The sequence below is a fragment of the Escherichia sp. 93.0816 genome (assembly GCF_013368855.2).
Classification (GTDB): Bacteria; Pseudomonadota; Gammaproteobacteria; order Enterobacterales; family Enterobacteriaceae; genus Escherichia; species Escherichia ruysiae.
The window spans coordinates 12433-28336 of record NZ_JABWNC020000013.1; the positions used below are offsets into that span (position 1 = coordinate 12433).

Annotated in this window: 15 protein-coding genes; 10 read left to right on the forward strand and 5 right to left on the reverse strand. The window is 52.5% G+C overall.

Translation table 11 applies throughout. The annotated features are described in order from the left end of the window. Positions 1-60 precede the first annotated feature (60 nt). On the reverse strand, positions 61-729 hold the full coding sequence (gene radC, locus HEM79_RS14380) for a RadC family protein (protein WP_176241511.1): 669 nt from the start codon (positions 727-729) through the stop codon (positions 61-63). Positions 730-900: 171 nt separating this feature from the next. On the opposite strand from radC, the gene coaBC reads away from it, so the two are divergent. The 3 genes from coaBC to slmA all read left to right on the forward strand — a co-directional run bounded on the left by coaBC (position 901) and on the right by slmA (position 3260). Next, positions 901-2121 (forward strand): bifunctional phosphopantothenoylcysteine decarboxylase/phosphopantothenate--cysteine ligase CoaBC, encoded by a 1221-nt coding sequence (gene coaBC / locus HEM79_RS14385; RefSeq protein WP_176241512.1) that lies wholly within the window; start codon positions 901-903, stop codon positions 2119-2121. Then, positions 2099-2557 (forward strand): dUTP diphosphatase, encoded by a 459-nt coding sequence (gene dut / locus HEM79_RS14390; protein WP_000976068.1) that lies wholly within the window; start codon positions 2099-2101, stop codon positions 2555-2557. The genes coaBC and dut overlap by 23 nt, the downstream gene beginning before the upstream one ends. 106 nt (positions 2558-2663) lie before the next feature. Further along, positions 2664-3260, forward strand: coding sequence for a nucleoid occlusion factor SlmA (slmA, locus tag HEM79_RS14395; protein ID WP_135144778.1), 597 nt, complete (start codon positions 2664-2666; stop codon positions 3258-3260). Between the two features lie 36 nt (positions 3261-3296). Here slmA and pyrE read toward each other — a convergent pair whose 3' ends face one another. Next, positions 3297-3938 (reverse strand): orotate phosphoribosyltransferase, encoded by a 642-nt coding sequence (gene pyrE, locus HEM79_RS14400; protein WP_000806178.1) that lies wholly within the window; start codon positions 3936-3938, stop codon positions 3297-3299. Between the two features lie 65 nt (positions 3939-4003). Further along, positions 4004-4720 (reverse strand): ribonuclease PH, encoded by a 717-nt coding sequence (rph, locus tag HEM79_RS14405; RefSeq protein ID WP_001247086.1) that lies wholly within the window; start codon positions 4718-4720, stop codon positions 4004-4006. Between the two features lie 126 nt (positions 4721-4846). On the opposite strand from rph, the gene HEM79_RS14410 reads away from it, so the two are divergent. Both HEM79_RS14410 and HEM79_RS14415 read left to right on the forward strand, forming a co-directional pair. Beyond that, positions 4847-5710 (forward strand): YicC/YloC family endoribonuclease, encoded by an 864-nt coding sequence (locus tag HEM79_RS14410; RefSeq protein ID WP_000621334.1) that lies wholly within the window; start codon positions 4847-4849, stop codon positions 5708-5710. 249 nt (positions 5711-5959) lie between these two features. Further along, a complete protein-coding gene (locus tag HEM79_RS14415) occupies positions 5960-6577 on the forward strand; it encodes a trimeric intracellular cation channel family protein (protein ID WP_000924289.1) in 618 nt (205 codons plus the stop codon). Here HEM79_RS14415 and ligB read toward each other — a convergent pair. Further along, entirely contained in the window at positions 6574-8256 is a 1683-nt protein-coding gene (ligB, locus tag HEM79_RS14420; RefSeq protein ID WP_176241539.1) for an NAD-dependent DNA ligase LigB, read from the reverse strand. The two genes, HEM79_RS14415 and ligB, sit on opposite strands and share 4 nt — an antisense overlap. A 257-nt stretch (positions 8257-8513) precedes the next feature. Between ligB and gmk the strand changes: the two genes are divergently transcribed. Genes gmk through recG form a run of 5 tightly spaced genes read left to right on the forward strand, consistent with a single transcriptional unit; the run spans position 8514 to position 14377 of the window. Beyond that, a complete protein-coding gene (gene gmk / locus HEM79_RS14425; RefSeq protein ID WP_010356049.1) occupies positions 8514-9137 on the forward strand; it encodes a guanylate kinase in 624 nt (207 codons plus the stop codon). Between the two features lie 54 nt (positions 9138-9191). Continuing rightward, positions 9192-9467 (forward strand): DNA-directed RNA polymerase subunit omega, encoded by a 276-nt coding sequence (rpoZ, locus tag HEM79_RS14430; protein WP_000135057.1) that lies wholly within the window; start codon positions 9192-9194, stop codon positions 9465-9467. An 18-nt stretch (positions 9468-9485) separates the two neighbouring features. Next, complete coding sequence (gene spoT / locus HEM79_RS14435; RefSeq protein ID WP_000280472.1) at positions 9486-11594, forward strand: bifunctional GTP diphosphokinase/guanosine-3',5'-bis pyrophosphate 3'-pyrophosphohydrolase; 2109 nt, start codon at positions 9486-9488, stop codon at positions 11592-11594. 6 nt (positions 11595-11600) lie between these two features. Then, the gene (trmH, locus tag HEM79_RS14440; protein WP_001070180.1) at positions 11601-12290 is read left to right on the forward strand and encodes a tRNA (guanosine(18)-2'-O)-methyltransferase TrmH; all 690 of its coding nucleotides are present in this window, start codon (positions 11601-11603) and stop codon (positions 12288-12290) included. Between the two features lie 5 nt (positions 12291-12295). Continuing rightward, on the forward strand, positions 12296-14377 hold the full coding sequence (recG, locus tag HEM79_RS14445; protein ID WP_176241513.1) for an ATP-dependent DNA helicase RecG: 2082 nt from the start codon (positions 12296-12298) through the stop codon (positions 14375-14377). 187 nt (positions 14378-14564) lie between these two features. On the opposite strand, the gene gltS is transcribed toward recG, so the two are convergent. Continuing rightward, the gene (gene gltS, locus HEM79_RS14450; protein ID WP_000468835.1) at positions 14565-15770 is read right to left on the reverse strand and encodes a sodium/glutamate symporter; all 1206 of its coding nucleotides are present in this window, start codon (positions 15768-15770) and stop codon (positions 14565-14567) included. Positions 15771-15904: the final 134 nt, after the last annotated feature.

Sequence of the window (15904 nt, forward strand, 5' to 3'; positions counted from 1 at the left end):
ACTCGGCGATGTGCTCAAGTCCCGAACAGACAAAGATCCCGAAGGATCGCGCATAGCGGGTTAAATCCAGCCGCGTTCGGCAAAAGAAACATATTCTCCACGCCCAATCACGATATGGTCGAGCACGCGTAATTCCATGAACTGACAACTTTTTATTATCCGTTCGGTGATGAGTTTATCCGCTTTACTGGGTTCAGCACAACCCGAAGGGTGATTATGGGCAAGGATCAGTGCCGACGCGTTTATTTTTATCGCTTCGCGAACAATCTCACGCGGATGGACTTCTACATGGTTTAGTGTGCCGGAGAACAATCTGCTGTGGGTAAGTACCCTGTGTTGTGAGTCGAGAAAGATCACCATAAAGATCTCACGCTCCTCGCCCGTAAGCTGGCTTTGTAAAAATTCCCTCGTCATCTCTGGGCTGAGTAACGGGCTTTCTTCGCGCATCCTCACGTTGTAGTAACGTCGCGCCAGTTCGGCAATTCCCTTTAACTGGGCGAATTTCGCCACACCAATTCCATGAACGCCACTAAATTGTTCGTATTCGGAGGATAACAATCCGTAAAGAGAACCGAAATTCTCCAGCATCTCTTTCGCCAGGGTTAACACATCTTTACCGCGCGTTCCTGTACGCAGAAATAGCGCCAGCAGTTCAACATCCGTTAACGAGCCAATGCCCAACTTCAGCATTTTTTCGCGTGGCATCAACAATTCTGCATTGCTTTTCACCTTCACCTCCTTTGTGGAGAGCGCATCCTGTCATGGTCGACCGGTTAAATCGACGGTCAGTTTTCAGTACTGGAAAGCGCCTCGCAAAGTGATTCTCAGGTGAAAGCACGACAACAAAAGTATTGTGATAAAATCGCCAACTTATGGTGTCACCCAACAGGAAAAATCATCATGAGTCTGGCCGGTAAAAAAATCGTTCTCGGCGTCAGCGGCGGTATTGCTGCCTATAAAACCCCTGAACTGGTGCGTCGTTTGCGCGATCGCGGGGCCGACGTCCGTGTGGTAATGACCGAAGCGGCAAAAGCCTTTATCACTCCACTTAGTTTGCAGGCGGTTTCTGGGTATCCCGTTTCCGACAGTCTGTTGGATCCGGCAGCCGAAGCGGCAATGGGCCACATTGAGTTGGGTAAATGGGCTGATTTAGTGATTCTTGCCCCAGCCACGGCAGATTTGATTGCCCGCGTTGCTGCCGGTATGGCGAATGATTTGGTATCGACGATTTGCCTTGCGACTCCTGCGCCTGTTGCCGTGCTGCCAGCGATGAACCAGCAGATGTATCGTGCTGCTGCCACCCAGCATAATTTAGAGGTGCTTGCCTCGCGCGGTTTGCTGATCTGGGGGCCAGATAGCGGCAGCCAGGCCTGTGGTGATGTCGGCCCAGGGCGAATGCTCGATCCGTTAACCATTGTTGATATGGCGGTCGCCCATTTTTCACCCATCAACGACCTGAAACATCTGAACATTATGATTACCGCAGGTCCGACGCGTGAACCGCTCGATCCGGTGCGTTACATCTCCAATCACAGCTCCGGCAAGATGGGATTCGCCATTGCCGCAGCCGCTGCACGTCGTGGAGCAAACGTCACGCTGATTTCTGGCCCGGTTTCGCTACCGACTCCACCGTTTGTTAAACGTGTTGATGTGGTAACCGCACTGGAGATGGAAGCCGCCGTGAAGGCATCCGTGCAACAGCAAAATATATTTATCGGTTGTGCTGCCGTCGCGGATTACCGCGCAGCCACCGTTGCCAGCGAAAAAATCAAAAAGCAGGCGACGCCGGGTGATGAATTAACAATAAAAATGGTTAAAAACCCCGATATTGTCGCCGGTGTTGCCGCATTAAAAGACCATAGGCCTTATGTTGTTGGATTTGCCGCCGAAACAAATAATGTGGAAGAATACGCCCGGCAAAAACGTATCCGCAAAAACCTTGATCTGATCTGCGCTAACGATGTTTCCAGAAAAAATCAGGGATTTAATAGCGACAAAAACGCACTACACCTTTTCTGGCAGGATGGCGATAAAATCTTACCGCTTGAGCGAAAAGAGCTCCTTGGCCAATTATTACTCGACGAGATTGTGACCCGTTATGATGAAGAAAATCGACGTTAAGATTCTGGACCCGCGCGTTGGAAAGGAATTTCCACTCCCGACTTATGCCACTTCTGGTTCTGCCGGACTTGACCTGCGCGCCTGTCTCGACGACGCCGTAGAACTGGCACCGGGCGACACTACACTAGTGCCGACCGGACTGGCGATTCATATTGCCGACCCTTCACTGGCGGCGATGATGCTGCCGCGCTCCGGGCTGGGCCATAAGCACGGTATCGTGCTCGGTAACCTGGTGGGATTGATCGATTCCGACTATCAGGGTCAGCTGATGATCTCCGTGTGGAACCGTGGTCAGGACAGTTTCACCATTCAACCTGGCGAACGTATCGCGCAGATGATTTTTGTTCCGGTGGTACAGGCCGATTTTAATCTGGTGGAAGATTTTGACGCCACCGACCGGGGTGAAGGCGGTTTTGGTCACTCTGGTCGTCAGTAACGCATACGCATCCAAATAACGTCATAACATCGCCGCAAACATTTCGTTTGCGGTCATAGCGTGGGTGCCGCCTGGCAAGTGCTTATTTTCAGGGGTATTTTGTAACATGGCAGAAAAACAAACTGCGAAAAGGAACCGTCGCGAAGAAATACTTCAGTCTCTGGCGTTGATGTTAGAATCCAGCGATGGAAGCCAGCGTATCACGACGGCGAAACTGGCCGCCTCTGTCGGCGTTTCCGAAGCGGCTCTGTATCGCCACTTCCCCAGTAAAACTCGCATGTTCGATAGCCTGATTGAGTTTATCGAAGATAGCCTGATTACTCGTATTAACCTGATTCTGAAAGATGAAAAGGACACTACCGCGCGCCTGCGCCTGATTGTGTTGCTGCTTCTCGGTTTCGGCGAACGTAATCCAGGCCTGACCCGCATCCTCACTGGCCATGCGCTAATGTTCGAACAGGATCGTCTGCAAGGACGCATCAACCAACTGTTCGAGCGTATTGAAGCGCAGCTGCGTCAGGTATTGCGTGAAAAGAGAATGCGTGAGGGTGAAAGTTACACCACCGATGAAACGTTGCTGGCAAGCCAACTTCTGGCGTTCTGCGAAGGTATGCTGTCTCGTTTTGTCCGCAGCGAGTTTAAATACCGCCCGACGGATGACTTTGACGCCCGCTGGCCGCTGATTGCTGCGCAGTTGCAGTAATATGACGCCGGATGACTTACCATCCGGCGTTTCTTATCAAACCCCGTACTCTTCGCGATAAGCCTTAACCGCCGCCAGATGTTCCGCCATTTCCGGCTTCTCTTCGAGGTAAGCAATAAGATCTTTCAGAGTGATGATAGAAATCACTTTGCAGTTGTAATCACGCTCAACTTCCTGAATCGCGGAAATCTCACCGCGACCACGTTCCTGACGATCGAGTGAAATCAACACGCCAGCAAGCGTCGCGCCATTGGCCTGAATAATTTCCATCGACTCACGAATCGCCGTCCCGGCGGTGATCACATCATCCACCAGCATTACGCGTCCTTGTAACGCGCTACCGACCAGATTGCCGCCCTCGCCGTGGTCTTTTGCTTCTTTGCGGTTAAAGCAGTATGGCAGGTCAAGGTCATGATGCTCCGCCAGTGCCACAGCGGTAGTGGTGGCAATCGGAATCCCTTTGTAAGCAGGGCCAAACAGCAGATCGAACTCAATGCCAGAATCCACCAACGCTTCAGCGTAAAAACGGCCTAACAGTGCCAGGTCGCGCCCGGTATTAAACAGCCCGGCGTTGAAGAAATAGGGGCTTTTGCGCCCGGATTTCAGCGTAAACTCGCCAAACTTTAATACCTGTTTGCTAAGCGCAAATTCAATAAACTGGCGCTGATATGGTTTCATGCCTTCGCTCCTCATCTTACTTTTCTACAGACAAAAAAAAGGCGACTCATCAGTCGCCTTAAAAATCAGTTTGCCAGCGCCGCCTTCTGCGTCGCTACAATGGATTCGATTCCCCCTCGGGCCAGCGCCAACAAGGTGAGGAGTTCTTCGTGAGTGAACGGCTCGCCTTCCGCCGTTCCCTGAACTTCAATGATGCGCCCATCTTCGGTCATCACCACGTTCATATCCGTTTCTGCGGCAGAGTCTTCGACGTATTCCAGATCGCAAATCGCTTCGCCGTTAACGATACCCACCGAAACCGCTGCTACCATGCCTTTCATCGGGTTGGTTTTCAGTTTGCCATTCTCAACCAGCTTATTCAGTGCATCTGCCAGCGCCACGCAGGCACCAGTGATTGAAGCAGTGCGCGTGCCGCCATCGGCCTGAAGTACGTCGCAATCCAGCGTAATGGTGAACTCACCCAACGCTTTCAAATCAACCGCCGCACGCAATGCACGGGCAATCAGACGCTGGATTTCCATCGTGCGTCCGCCCTGCTTACCTTTCGCCGCTTCACGGGCGTTACGAGTGTGGGTAGAGCGCGGCAGCATACCGTATTCTGCGGTGATCCAGCCTTGCCCCTGCCCTTTCAGGAAGCGCGGCACACCTTCTTCAATAGAGGCGGTACACAACACTTTGGTATCGCCAAATTCGACCAGCACCGAGCCTTCTGCATGTTTTGTATAGTTACGAGTCAGGGTAACGGGACGCACCTGATTATTGCTACGGCCTGCTGGACGCATATTGAAATCTCCGGCTTGAAACAAATGTGGCTGCGCATTATACGGACTTCCGGCGGTTATTCCTATCCTGACAAGGCATCGATGGCTATAATCCTTCCACCTCTCCTTTTATAAACAGGAACGTCTATGATCCGCAGTATGACCGCCTACGCCCGGCGTGAAATCAAGGGTGAATGGGGGAGCGCAACCTGGGAAATGCGCTCGGTAAACCAGCGTTATCTGGAAACTTACTTTCGTCTGCCGGAGCAGTTCCGTAGCCTGGAACCTGTCGTTCGCGAGCGTATTCGTTCTCGCCTGACGCGTGGTAAAGTGGAATGTACCCTGCGCTATGAGCCAGATGTCAGCGCGCAAGGTGAGCTGATCCTCAACGAAAAACTGGCTAAACAGCTGGTAACTGCTGCGAATTGGGTAAAGATGCAGAGCGACGAAGGGGAAATCAACCCCGTTGATATCCTGCGCTGGCCGGGCGTAATGGCAGCCCAGGAACAGGATCTCGACGCTATTGCCGCTGAAATTCTTGCTGCTCTTGATGGTACGCTGGACGACTTTATCGTCGCGCGCGAAACCGAAGGTCAGGCGCTGAAAGCGTTGATCGAGCAGCGTCTGGAAGGCGTCACCGCCGAAGTGGCTAAAGTGCGCGCCCATATGCCGGAAATCCTGCAATGGCAGCGTGAACGTCTGGTCGCGAAGCTGGAAGATGCTCAGGTTCAGCTGGAGAACAATCGTCTGGAGCAAGAGCTGGTGCTGCTGGCGCAACGAATTGATGTTGCTGAAGAGCTGGATCGCCTCGAAGCGCATGTCAAAGAGACCTACAACATTCTCAAGAAAAAAGAAGCCGTTGGTCGTCGTCTGGACTTTATGATGCAAGAGTTCAACCGAGAATCGAACACTCTTGCTTCGAAATCTATCAATGCCGAAGTGACGAACTCCGCGATTGAGTTGAAGGTGTTGATTGAGCAGATGCGCGAACAGATTCAGAATATCGAGTAAGCGGCATCGCATTGTAGGCCATTGTTAATTTCAGCGGCTCTACGTACATCTACCCAAAAAACGTCAAAAACCCCATACTTTTTCTAATGCATTTTTCTTAACACAACATCAGAAAAATGCATTAGCTTTGCAGAAAGTACCAATTTCACATAACTATAAATTATCAATCCAAACTCACCTTAAAAAATCTCAATCGTGACAATGTGCACAAATCGCTACCCTGCCAGACAGATTTTTAGGGAGAGAACCATGCTTTTACACATTTTGTATTTGGTTGGTATTACCGCCGAAGCCATGACGGGGGCGCTGGCGGCTGGGCGACGCCGAATGGATACATTTGGCGTAATTATCATTGCGACCGCCACCGCAATCGGTGGTGGCTCAGTGCGGGATATTCTTTTGGGCCACTATCCGCTCGGTTGGGTCAAGCATCCGGAATATGTGATTATTGTCGCCACAGCCGCCGTACTGACCACTATTGTTGCTCCGGTGATGCCTTATCTGCGCAAAGTCTTTCTGGTGCTTGATGCGCTTGGGCTGGTAGTTTTTTCTATTATTGGTGCACAAGTCGCGCTGGATATGGGGCACGGTCCGATCATTGCCGTTGTCGCGGCGGTGACGACCGGTGTGTTTGGCGGCGTTTTGCGCGATATGTTCTGTAAACGCATCCCGCTGGTCTTTCAGAAAGAGCTGTATGCTGGGGTTTCATTTGCCTCCGCCGTACTCTATATCGCGTTGCAACACTACGTCTCTAACCATGATGTGGTGATTATTTCCACTCTGGTGTTTGGCTTTTTCGCTCGCTTGCTGGCGCTGCGTCTTAAGCTGGGTTTACCCGTCTTTTACTACAGCCACGAAGGTCACTAAGGTGCAAAACCTGTGATCTGCTGGGCAGCCAGCCAGTTGCCCAGCATCTTGATTTGCCCATTATCTTTCCATTCAATAAGTTGGCTGGTACGACGGGGGCCTGTCTCTGGCAGTTGCCGCCAATGCTGTTCGCTTCTCTGCAAAACTTGCTCCCAGGTGCTGGAATCGCTGGCGTTAAGCGCCGCCTGGGTCAAAGGTATTCCCATTGCCATCACCCAGCGGGTAAAAGGCTGCTTACGTGCCAGATTAAACTGATGCCATAACTGCTCGCTTTTGCTTTTCGCTATCCCCGGCGTGTTCTGCAATTGCTCTGGTGTTAACTGAAGCCATGAAAAGATATGCTCAAAACGATGAATCTGATGCAGCGCACGCCAGCCAGCCTCACCAATGCCGTCCAGCCCCAAAACCTGTTTTGACCCCAGCCAGACTAGCCGTGAAATGAATTGCTCCTGACAAACATCAGAAGCAAAGTAGCAGGTCAACGAATTAAAGCGGTTTTCTGGCGGCATTGGTTTAGTACGTTCCGTTCCGCGCCAGACCACATCATCAATGCGTGGAATACCCTGACCGGCGAGACTAACGAGAATTTGATCGCCAGGCGCAATATCCCATTCCTGCCAGCGCCTGACGGAACCAATATTCACCCGCTGAACTTTTTTATCATCCAGCATGACAGGCGCGAGTGACGCCACCACCGATATTTTGCCGCTCTTACCCACCGCAAACTGAATCGCATTCACTTCGGCAACCTGTGCCACTGGTTGATATTTCCACGCCACCAACCAGTTCGCCTGACCCGGTAGCCAATGGATGGATTCGGGTTCTTTCGCCGCTCGCACAACGACACCATCGGTAACAAAGGGTAACGCTGTTTTCCACCACTCATTACGTATCCGCTCAACCTCATCAGCATTTTTGACTGCGCGAGTGTACATCTGCGTCAGACTAAACCCTGCGGTTGCAAGCTGTTGCAATCGCTCGGCCATTAACTGCGGTCCATCCGGCCACGCCCAGATAAACACGCCAAGTGAATTTAGCGCGTCAGTACTGTTCTGCCGCATCATCATGCCCGCGACTTTCGAGCGCGCATTCATTCCACCCATTTGTTGTTGGATATGCCCCTCACGCTGGAGAAATATTTCGCCCTGCAGCGTACTGTTGGCTAAAGGTCCGCTGACGGATTGTGGTACAGAAGGAATTGAACGTACTTTCTGCGTCCAGTCTTCGCCTTTCAGACCATTACCACGACTGATCGCTTTAATCAGTTTTCCCTCACGGTAGACCAGAGTTACCGCAACACCATCAACTTTTGGTTGCACCCAAAGATCGCTGCGTTCACGCATCCACAGACTTAATGCGTTTTTATCCGCCATTTTGCGTACACCCGTATGGGCAACCGGATGCATAACCGCACCGTTTAAAGGCGGCATCATCACGTCGCGGGTCTCGTTCCCAAAACAGCGTTGCCACTGCGTAAGACGGGCGCTTAACTGATCGTAAACACCGTCTTCAACCTCACTTTTCCCTTCCTTCCAGTAGTCATCATCCCACTGTTTTATTTGCTGTTGCAGGCGGGAAATTTCTTCCTGTGATCTGGCTGGCGACCAGGCCGGACAGACCGCCCACGCCGATGATTGCCAGCACAAGATACTTATTAATATCGCCATCCATACTTTCATCATCACCTCCGCTGTAGATAGTCAGGCAGATATACAACGTGATGAAAGCAAAGCCGAGTGGCAAAAACGGAGTCTGCGAGGACGCTTCCTGAGAATCGTCTTTATTGCAGTGAATCACTGGCAAATGCGGAAGCAGCTACGCAAAACGCAACAACTTTGCGCAAAAAGTGTGAGCAAGGGCTACGTCACATGGCCGCGCCGTGTATAATAAGCTCGTATGTAGGTTTTATTTCGCTAATCACATACGAAAGATACTCATGGCTCAAGGCACGCTTTATATTGTTTCTGCCCCCAGTGGCGCGGGTAAATCCAGCCTGATTCAGGCTTTATTAAAAACCCAACCGTTGTATGACACCCAGGTTTCTGTTTCACACACCACACGCCAACCGCGTCCTGGTGAAGTCCACGGTGAACATTATTTCTTTGTTAATCATGATGAATTTAAAGAAATGATTAGCAGAGATGCGTTCCTCGAACACGCAGAAGTTTTTGGTAATTACTATGGCACTTCGCGTGAGGCCATTGAGCAAGTCCTGGCGACCGGTGTCGATGTTTTTCTCGATATCGACTGGCAGGGTGCGCAGCAAATTCGCCAGAAGATGCCGCACGCGCGGAGTATCTTTATTTTACCGCCGTCCAAAATCGAGCTGGATCGCCGTCTACGCGGTCGCGGTCAGGACAGCGAAGAGGTCATTGCAAAGCGTATGGCGCAAGCAGTTGCAGAAATGAGCCATTACGCCGAATATGATTATTTGATTGTGAATGATGATTTTGACACCGCACTGGGTGATCTGAAGACCATTATTCGCGCCGAACGCTTGCGCATGAGTCGCCAAAAGCAACGTCATGACGCTTTAATCAGCAAATTGTTGGCAGACTGAACCTTCTTTCAGTATCATGCCCAGTCATTTCTTCACCTGTGGAGCTTTTTAAGTATGGCACGCGTAACTGTTCAGGACGCTGTAGAGAAAATTGGTAACCGTTTTGACCTGGTACTGGTCGCCGCGCGTCGCGCTCGTCAGATGCAGGTAGGCGGAAAGGATCCGCTAGTACCGGAAGAAAACGATAAAACCACAGTAATCGCGCTGCGCGAAATCGAAGAAGGTCTGATCAACAACCAGATCCTCGACGTTCGCGAACGCCAGGAACAGCAAGAGCAGGAAGCCGCTGAAATTCAAGCCGTTACCGCTATTGCTGAAGGTCGTCGTTAATCACAAAGCGGGTCGCCCTTGTATCTGTTTGAAAGCCTGAATCAACTGATTCAAAACTACCTGCCAGAAGACCAAATTAAGCGTCTGCGGCAGGCGTATCTCGTTGCACGTGATGCTCACGAGGGGCAAACACGTTCAAGCGGTGAACCCTATATCACGCACCCGGTAGCGGTTGCCTGCATTCTGGCCGAGATGAAACTCGACTATGAAACGCTGATGGCTGCCCTGCTGCATGACGTGATTGAAGATACTCCCGCCACCTACCAGGACATGGAACAGCTTTTTGGTAAAAGCGTCGCCGAACTGGTAGAGGGGGTATCAAAGCTTGATAAACTCAAGTTCCGCGATAAGAAAGAGGCGCAGGCCGAAAACTTTCGCAAGATGATTATGGCGATGGTGCAGGATATCCGCGTTATCCTCATCAAACTCGCAGACCGTACCCACAATATGCGCACGCTGGGCTCACTTCGCCCAGACAAACGTCGCCGCATCGCCCGTGAAACTCTCGAAATCTACAGCCCGCTGGCACACCGTTTAGGTATCCACCATATTAAAACCGAACTCGAAGAGTTGGGTTTTGAGGCGCTGTATCCCAACCGTTACCGCGTAATTAAAGAAGTGGTGAAAGCCGCGCGCGGTAACCGTAAAGAGATGATCCAAAAAATCCTCTCAGAAATCGAAGGGCGCTTGCAGGAAGCGGGAATACCGTGCCGCGTCAGTGGTCGCGAGAAACATCTTTATTCGATTTACTGCAAAATGGTGCTCAAAGAGCAGCGTTTTCACTCAATCATGGATATCTACGCCTTCCGCGTGATCGTCAATGATTCCGATACCTGTTATCGCGTGCTCGGCCAGATGCACAGCCTGTATAAGCCGCGTCCAGGTCGCGTGAAAGACTATATCGCCATTCCAAAAGCGAACGGCTATCAGTCTTTGCACACCTCGATGATTGGCCCCCACGGCGTGCCGGTTGAAGTCCAGATCCGTACCGAAGATATGGATCAAATGGCGGAGATGGGTGTTGCCGCACACTGGGCTTATAAAGAGCACGGCGAGACCAGCACCACTGCGCAAATCCGCGCCCAGCGTTGGATGCAGAGCCTGCTGGAGCTTCAGCAGAGCGCCGGTAGCTCGTTTGAATTTATCGAGAGCGTTAAATCCGATCTCTTCCCGGATGAGATTTACGTTTTCACACCGGAAGGGCGCATTGTCGAACTGCCTGCCGGTGCCACGCCTGTCGACTTCGCGTATGCAGTGCATACCGATATCGGTCATGCCTGCGTCGGTGCGCGAGTTGATCGTCAGCCTTACCCGCTGTCGCAGCCACTCTCCAGCGGACAAACCGTTGAAATCATTACCGCGCCGGGCGCTCGCCCGAATGCCGCCTGGCTGAACTTTGTCGTCAGCTCGAAAGCACGCGCCAAAATCCGCCAGTTGCTGAAAAACCTCAAGCGTGATGATTCCGTCAGCCTGGGTCGTCGCCTGCTCAACCACGCGTTGGGTGGCAGCCGTAAGCTGAATGAAATCCCGCAGGAAAATATTCAGCGCGAGCTGGATCGCATGAAACTGGCGACGCTTGACGATTTGCTGGCAGAAATCGGTCTTGGCAATGCAATGAGTGTAGTGGTAGCGAAGAATCTCCAGCAAGGAGACGGTTCCATTCCACCAGCAACCCAAAGCCACGGGCATCTGCCGATTAAAGGTGCTGATGGCGTGTTGATCACTTTTGCGAAATGCTGCCGCCCTATTCCCGGCGACCCGATCATCGCCCATGTTAGCCCCGGTAAAGGTCTGGTGATCCACCATGAGTCCTGCCGTAACATCCGTGGCTACCAGAAAGAGCCAGAGAAGTTTATGGCTGTGGAATGGGATAAAGAGACGGCGCAGGAGTTCATTACTGAAATCAAGGTGGAAATGTTCAACCATCAGGGTGCGCTGGCAAACCTGACAGCGGCGATCAACACCACCAATTCCAATATTCAAAGTTTGAATACGGAAGAGAAAGATGGTCGCGTCTACAGTGCCTTTATTCGCCTGACCGCCCGGGATCGCGTACATCTGGCAAATATCATGCGCAAAATCCGTGTGATGCCAGACGTGATTAAAGTCACCCGAAACAGAAATTAATGTTTTATGAACCCAACACGTTATGCACGCATCTGTGAAATGCTCGCCAGGCGGCAGCCTGATCTGACCGTCTGCATGGAACAGGTTCACAAACCCCATAACGTTTCTGCGATCATTCGTACCGCAGATGCCGTTGGCGTACATGAAGTTCATGCCGTCTGGCCTGGCAGCCGGATGCGCACTATGGCCTCGGCTGCGGCTGGCAGCAACAGTTGGGTACAGGTGAAAACGCACCGCACCATTGGCGATGCTGTCGCCCATCTGAAAGGCCAGGGAATGCAGATTCTGGCTACACATCTTTCTGATAACGCCGTCGATTTTCGCGAAATTGATTATACCCGCCCGACCTGTATTTTGATGGGTCAGGAGAAAACGGGCATCACGCAGGAAGCGTTAGCACTGGCGGATCAGGACATCATCATTCCGATGATCGGCATGGTGCAGTCGCTGAACGTCTCCGTCGCATCGGCACTCATTCTTTACGAAGCCCAGCGTCAGCGGCAAAACGCTGGCATGTATCTGCGTGAAAACAGCATGTTACCGGAAGCAGAACAACAACGCCTGCTGTTTGAAGGCGGCTATCCGGTACTGGCGAAAGTCGCAAAACGCAAAGGTCTGCCCTACCCCCACGTCAATCAGCAAGGTGAAATCGAAGCCGATGCTAACTGGTGGGCCACCATGCAGGCCGCAGGGTAAGCGCCATGAAAGGTCGCCTGTTAGATGCTGTCCCGCTCAGTTCCCTAACGGGCGTTGGCGCGGCGCAAAGTAACAAGCTGGCGAAAATCAACCTGCATACCGTGCAGGACTTACTGTTACACCTTCCTCTGCGCTACGAAGATCGCACCCATCTCTACCCCATCGGTGAGCTACTGCCGGGCGTTTATGCCACGGTGGAAGGCGAAGTGCTGAACTGTAATATCTCCTTCGGCGGTCGACGGATGATGACCTGCCAGATTAGCGACGGCTCTGGCATTCTCACCATGCGTTTTTTCAACTTCAGCGCGGCGATGAAAAATAGCCTGGCGACGGGCCGACGTGTACTGGCCTACGGCGAAGCAAAGCGCGGCAAATATGGCGCGGAGATGATCCATCCGGAATATCGCGTACAGGGTGATCTCAGTACCCCGGAGCTACAGGAAACGCTTACGCCGGTTTACCCAACGACTGAAGGCGTTAAACAGGCAACGCTGCGTAAATTAACCGACCAGGCGCTGGATCTGCTCGACACCTGCGCTATTGAAGAACTGTTGCCGCCGGAACTGTCACAAGGGATGATGACGCTGCCGGAAGCCTTGAGAACTCTGCATCGCCCGCCGCCGACGCTGCAACTTAGCGATCTGGAAAGCGGGCAGCATCCGGCACAACGTCGTCTGATTCTGGAAGAACTACTGGCGCACAACCTCAGTATGCTGGCGTTACGCGCTGGAGCCCAACGTTTTCATGCCCAACCGCTTAGCGCCAATGACTCGCTGAAAAATAAACTCCTTGCCGCCTTACCGTTCAAACCAACGGGCGCTCAGGCACGTGTGGTAGCGGAGATCGAGCGCGATATGGCGCTGGATGTTCCCATGATGCGTCTGGTACAAGGCGATGTAGGTTCCGGTAAAACGCTGGTTGCTGCCCTCGCCGCGCTGCGTGCAATTGCTCACGGGAAACAGGTGGCGCTGATGGCACCAACCGAGTTGCTCGCCGAACAGCACGCCAATAACTTTCGCAACTGGTTTGAGCCGCTGGGTATTGAAGTGGGCTGGCTGGCTGGCAAGCAGAAAGGTAAAGCGCGACTGGCGCAGCAGGAAGCCATCGCCAACGGTCAGGTGCAGATGATTGTCGGCACTCACGCTATCTTCCAGGAACAGGTACAGTTTAACGGTCTGGCGCTGGTGATCATCGACGAACAGCACCGTTTTGGTGTGCATCAGCGTCTGGCACTGTGGGAAAAAGGTCAGCAGCAAGGCTTCCATCCGCATCAGTTGATCATGACCGCGACGCCGATCCCCCGCACGCTGGCAATGACCGCCTATGCCGATCTCGATACCTCGGTCATTGATGAACTGCCGCCAGGGCGTACCCCGGTGACGACAGTGGCGATCCCGGATACGCGTCGTAACGACATCATTGACCGCGTGCGTCACGCCTGCATGACTGAAGGACGTCAGGCTTACTGGGTTTGTACGTTGATTGAAGAGTCAGAGTTACTGGAAGCGCAGGCAGCAGAAGCCACGTGGGAAGAGTTGAAACTGGCACTACCAGAGTTGAATGTTGGCCTGGTACATGGGCGTATGAAACCTGCCGAGAAACAGGCGGTGATGGCGTCGTTTAAACAAGGCGAGTTACACCTGTTGGTTGCCACTACCGTCATTGAAGTCGGCGTTGATGTGCCTAACGCCAGCCTGATGATTATCGAAAACCCGGAGCGCCTGGGTCTGGCGCAGTTACACCAGCTTCGCGGGCGCGTGGGGCGTGGCGCGGTGGCATCTCACTGTGTGTTGCTCTACAAAACACCACTTTCCAAAACGGCGCAAATTCGCCTGCAAGTGCTGCGTGACAGCAGCGACGGGTTTGTGATTGCACAAAAAGATTTGGAGATTCGCGGCCCTGGTGAATTGTTAGGTACGCGTCAGACGGGTAATGCCGAATTTAAAGTGGCAGATTTATTGCGCGATCAGGCCATGATCCCAGAAGTTCAGCGCCTGGCACGACATATTCACGAACGTTATCCGCAGCAGGCAAAAGCCCTGATAGAACGCTGGATGCCGGAGACGGAACGCTACTCGAACGCATAAAGACGGCGGAGAGAAGACCGCCGTTTCAGATTGATTACCTTCCTGCCGGATGCGGCGTGAGCGCCTTATCCGGCCTACAAAAAACTCACAAAATCAATAAATTGAGAATCATTACGCAGGCCAGATAAGCGAAGCGTATCAGGCATTTGTCTTTGTTGCGGCGGCACGCATACCGCCGCTTCATCGGTTACCCCGCAAAAATCGGCAACATCAAATACAGTTTAATCACCAGGGCGTTAACGATATCGATAAAGAACGCACCGACCATCGGCACCACCAGGAAGGCCATGTGCGACGGGCCAAAGCGTTCGGTAATCGCCTGCATGTTGGCGATTGCCGTTGGCGTTGCACCAAGGCCAAAACCACAGTGACCCGCAGCCAGCACCGCCGCATCGTAGTTTTTGCCCATCATGCGCCAGGTGACAAAGATAGCGTACAACGCCATGAAGATAGTCTGTGCGACCAGAATCGCCAGCATCGGCAGCGCCAGCGAAGCCAGCTCCCACAGCTTCAGCCCCATCAACGCCATCGCCAGGAACAACGACAGACTTACGTTACCCAACACCGATACAGCACGCTCAAAGACACGGTAAAAGCCCATCATGGACAAACCGTTGCTCAGAATCACGCCCACAAACAGCACGCAAACGAAGGTTGGCAATTCAAAAGCTGTGCCAGCCAAAAGTTGCGCAACAATTTTCCCCACCGTCAGACAGATAGCAATCAGCGCGATGGTTTCAATTAGTACCAGCGAAGTGATCATGCGCCCCACGTCCGGCTTTTCAAATGCGGTGGGGACTTCCTGGTCATCCGGAATACCGTTTGGCGTGGTGGAGTGTTTCACCAGATACCGCGCCACCGGCCCCCCAATCAAGCCGCCCAGCACCAGACCAAACGTTGCACAGGCCATCGCCACTTCCGTCGCGTTGGTGAAGCCATAACGTTCAATGAACAATTTACTCCACGCAGCTCCCGTACCGTGTCCGCCGGAAAGCGTAATAGAGCCAGCCAGCAGCCCCATCAGTGGATCAAGCCCTAACAGGCTAGCCATCCCAATGCCGATGGCATTTTGCATCACCAACAGGCCAACAACCACGATGAGGAAAATCCCCACCACACGCCCACCAGCACGCAGGCTGGCAATATTGGCATTCAGACCAATGGTTGCGAAGAATGCCAGCATCAACGGATCGCGCAGGGACATATCAAAATTGACTTCCCAGCCCATACTTTTTTTCAGCACCAGCAGCGCCAGTGCCACCAGCAACCCTCCGGCAACCGGTTCAGGTATGGTGTATTTCTTCAGAAAGGAGACGGAATGGACCAACTTGCGCCCGAGCAGCAACGTCAGGGTTGCTGCAACAAGCGTTGCTAAAGTATCGAGATGAAACATAGTTACTCCTTTGTGTCCGCACCACTCTTTCACACTCGTCATACTTCATCGCGCATGTGCAGTAGGGCGAAATATGACGAGTATCGAGTCATGCTATCCCGGTTCGAATTCTCAGCTGAAAATAAAAAAATGGC

Excerpts from the sequence above, each read along its gene's own strand:
- rpoZ (WP_000135057.1), top strand. The coding sequence starts at position 9,192 with ATGGCACGCGTAACTGTTCAGGACGCTGTAGAGAAAATTGGTAACCGT.
- HEM79_RS14410 (WP_000621334.1), top strand. The coding sequence starts at position 4,847 with ATGATCCGCAGTATGACCGCCTACGCCCGGCGTGAAATCAAGGGTGAA.
- coaBC (WP_176241512.1), top strand. The coding sequence starts at position 901 with ATGAGTCTGGCCGGTAAAAAAATCGTTCTCGGCGTCAGCGGCGGTATT.
- trmH (WP_001070180.1), top strand. The coding sequence starts at position 11,601 with ATGAACCCAACACGTTATGCACGCATCTGTGAAATGCTCGCCAGGCGG.
- ligB (WP_176241539.1), bottom strand. The coding sequence starts at position 8,256 with ATGAAAGTATGGATGGCGATATTAATAAGTATCTTGTGCTGGCAATCA.
- gmk (WP_010356049.1), top strand. The coding sequence starts at position 8,514 with ATGGCTCAAGGCACGCTTTATATTGTTTCTGCCCCCAGTGGCGCGGGT.
- dut (WP_000976068.1), top strand. The coding sequence starts at position 2,099 with ATGATGAAGAAAATCGACGTTAAGATTCTGGACCCGCGCGTTGGAAAG.
- gltS (WP_000468835.1), bottom strand. The coding sequence starts at position 15,770 with ATGTTTCATCTCGATACTTTAGCAACGCTTGTTGCAGCAACCCTGACG.
- HEM79_RS14415 (WP_000924289.1), top strand. The coding sequence starts at position 5,960 with ATGCTTTTACACATTTTGTATTTGGTTGGTATTACCGCCGAAGCCATG.
- pyrE (WP_000806178.1), bottom strand. The coding sequence starts at position 3,938 with ATGAAACCATATCAGCGCCAGTTTATTGAATTTGCGCTTAGCAAACAG.
- recG (WP_176241513.1), top strand. The coding sequence starts at position 12,296 with ATGAAAGGTCGCCTGTTAGATGCTGTCCCGCTCAGTTCCCTAACGGGC.
- slmA (WP_135144778.1), top strand. The coding sequence starts at position 2,664 with ATGGCAGAAAAACAAACTGCGAAAAGGAACCGTCGCGAAGAAATACTT.
- rph (WP_001247086.1), bottom strand. The coding sequence starts at position 4,720 with ATGCGTCCAGCAGGCCGTAGCAATAATCAGGTGCGTCCCGTTACCCTG.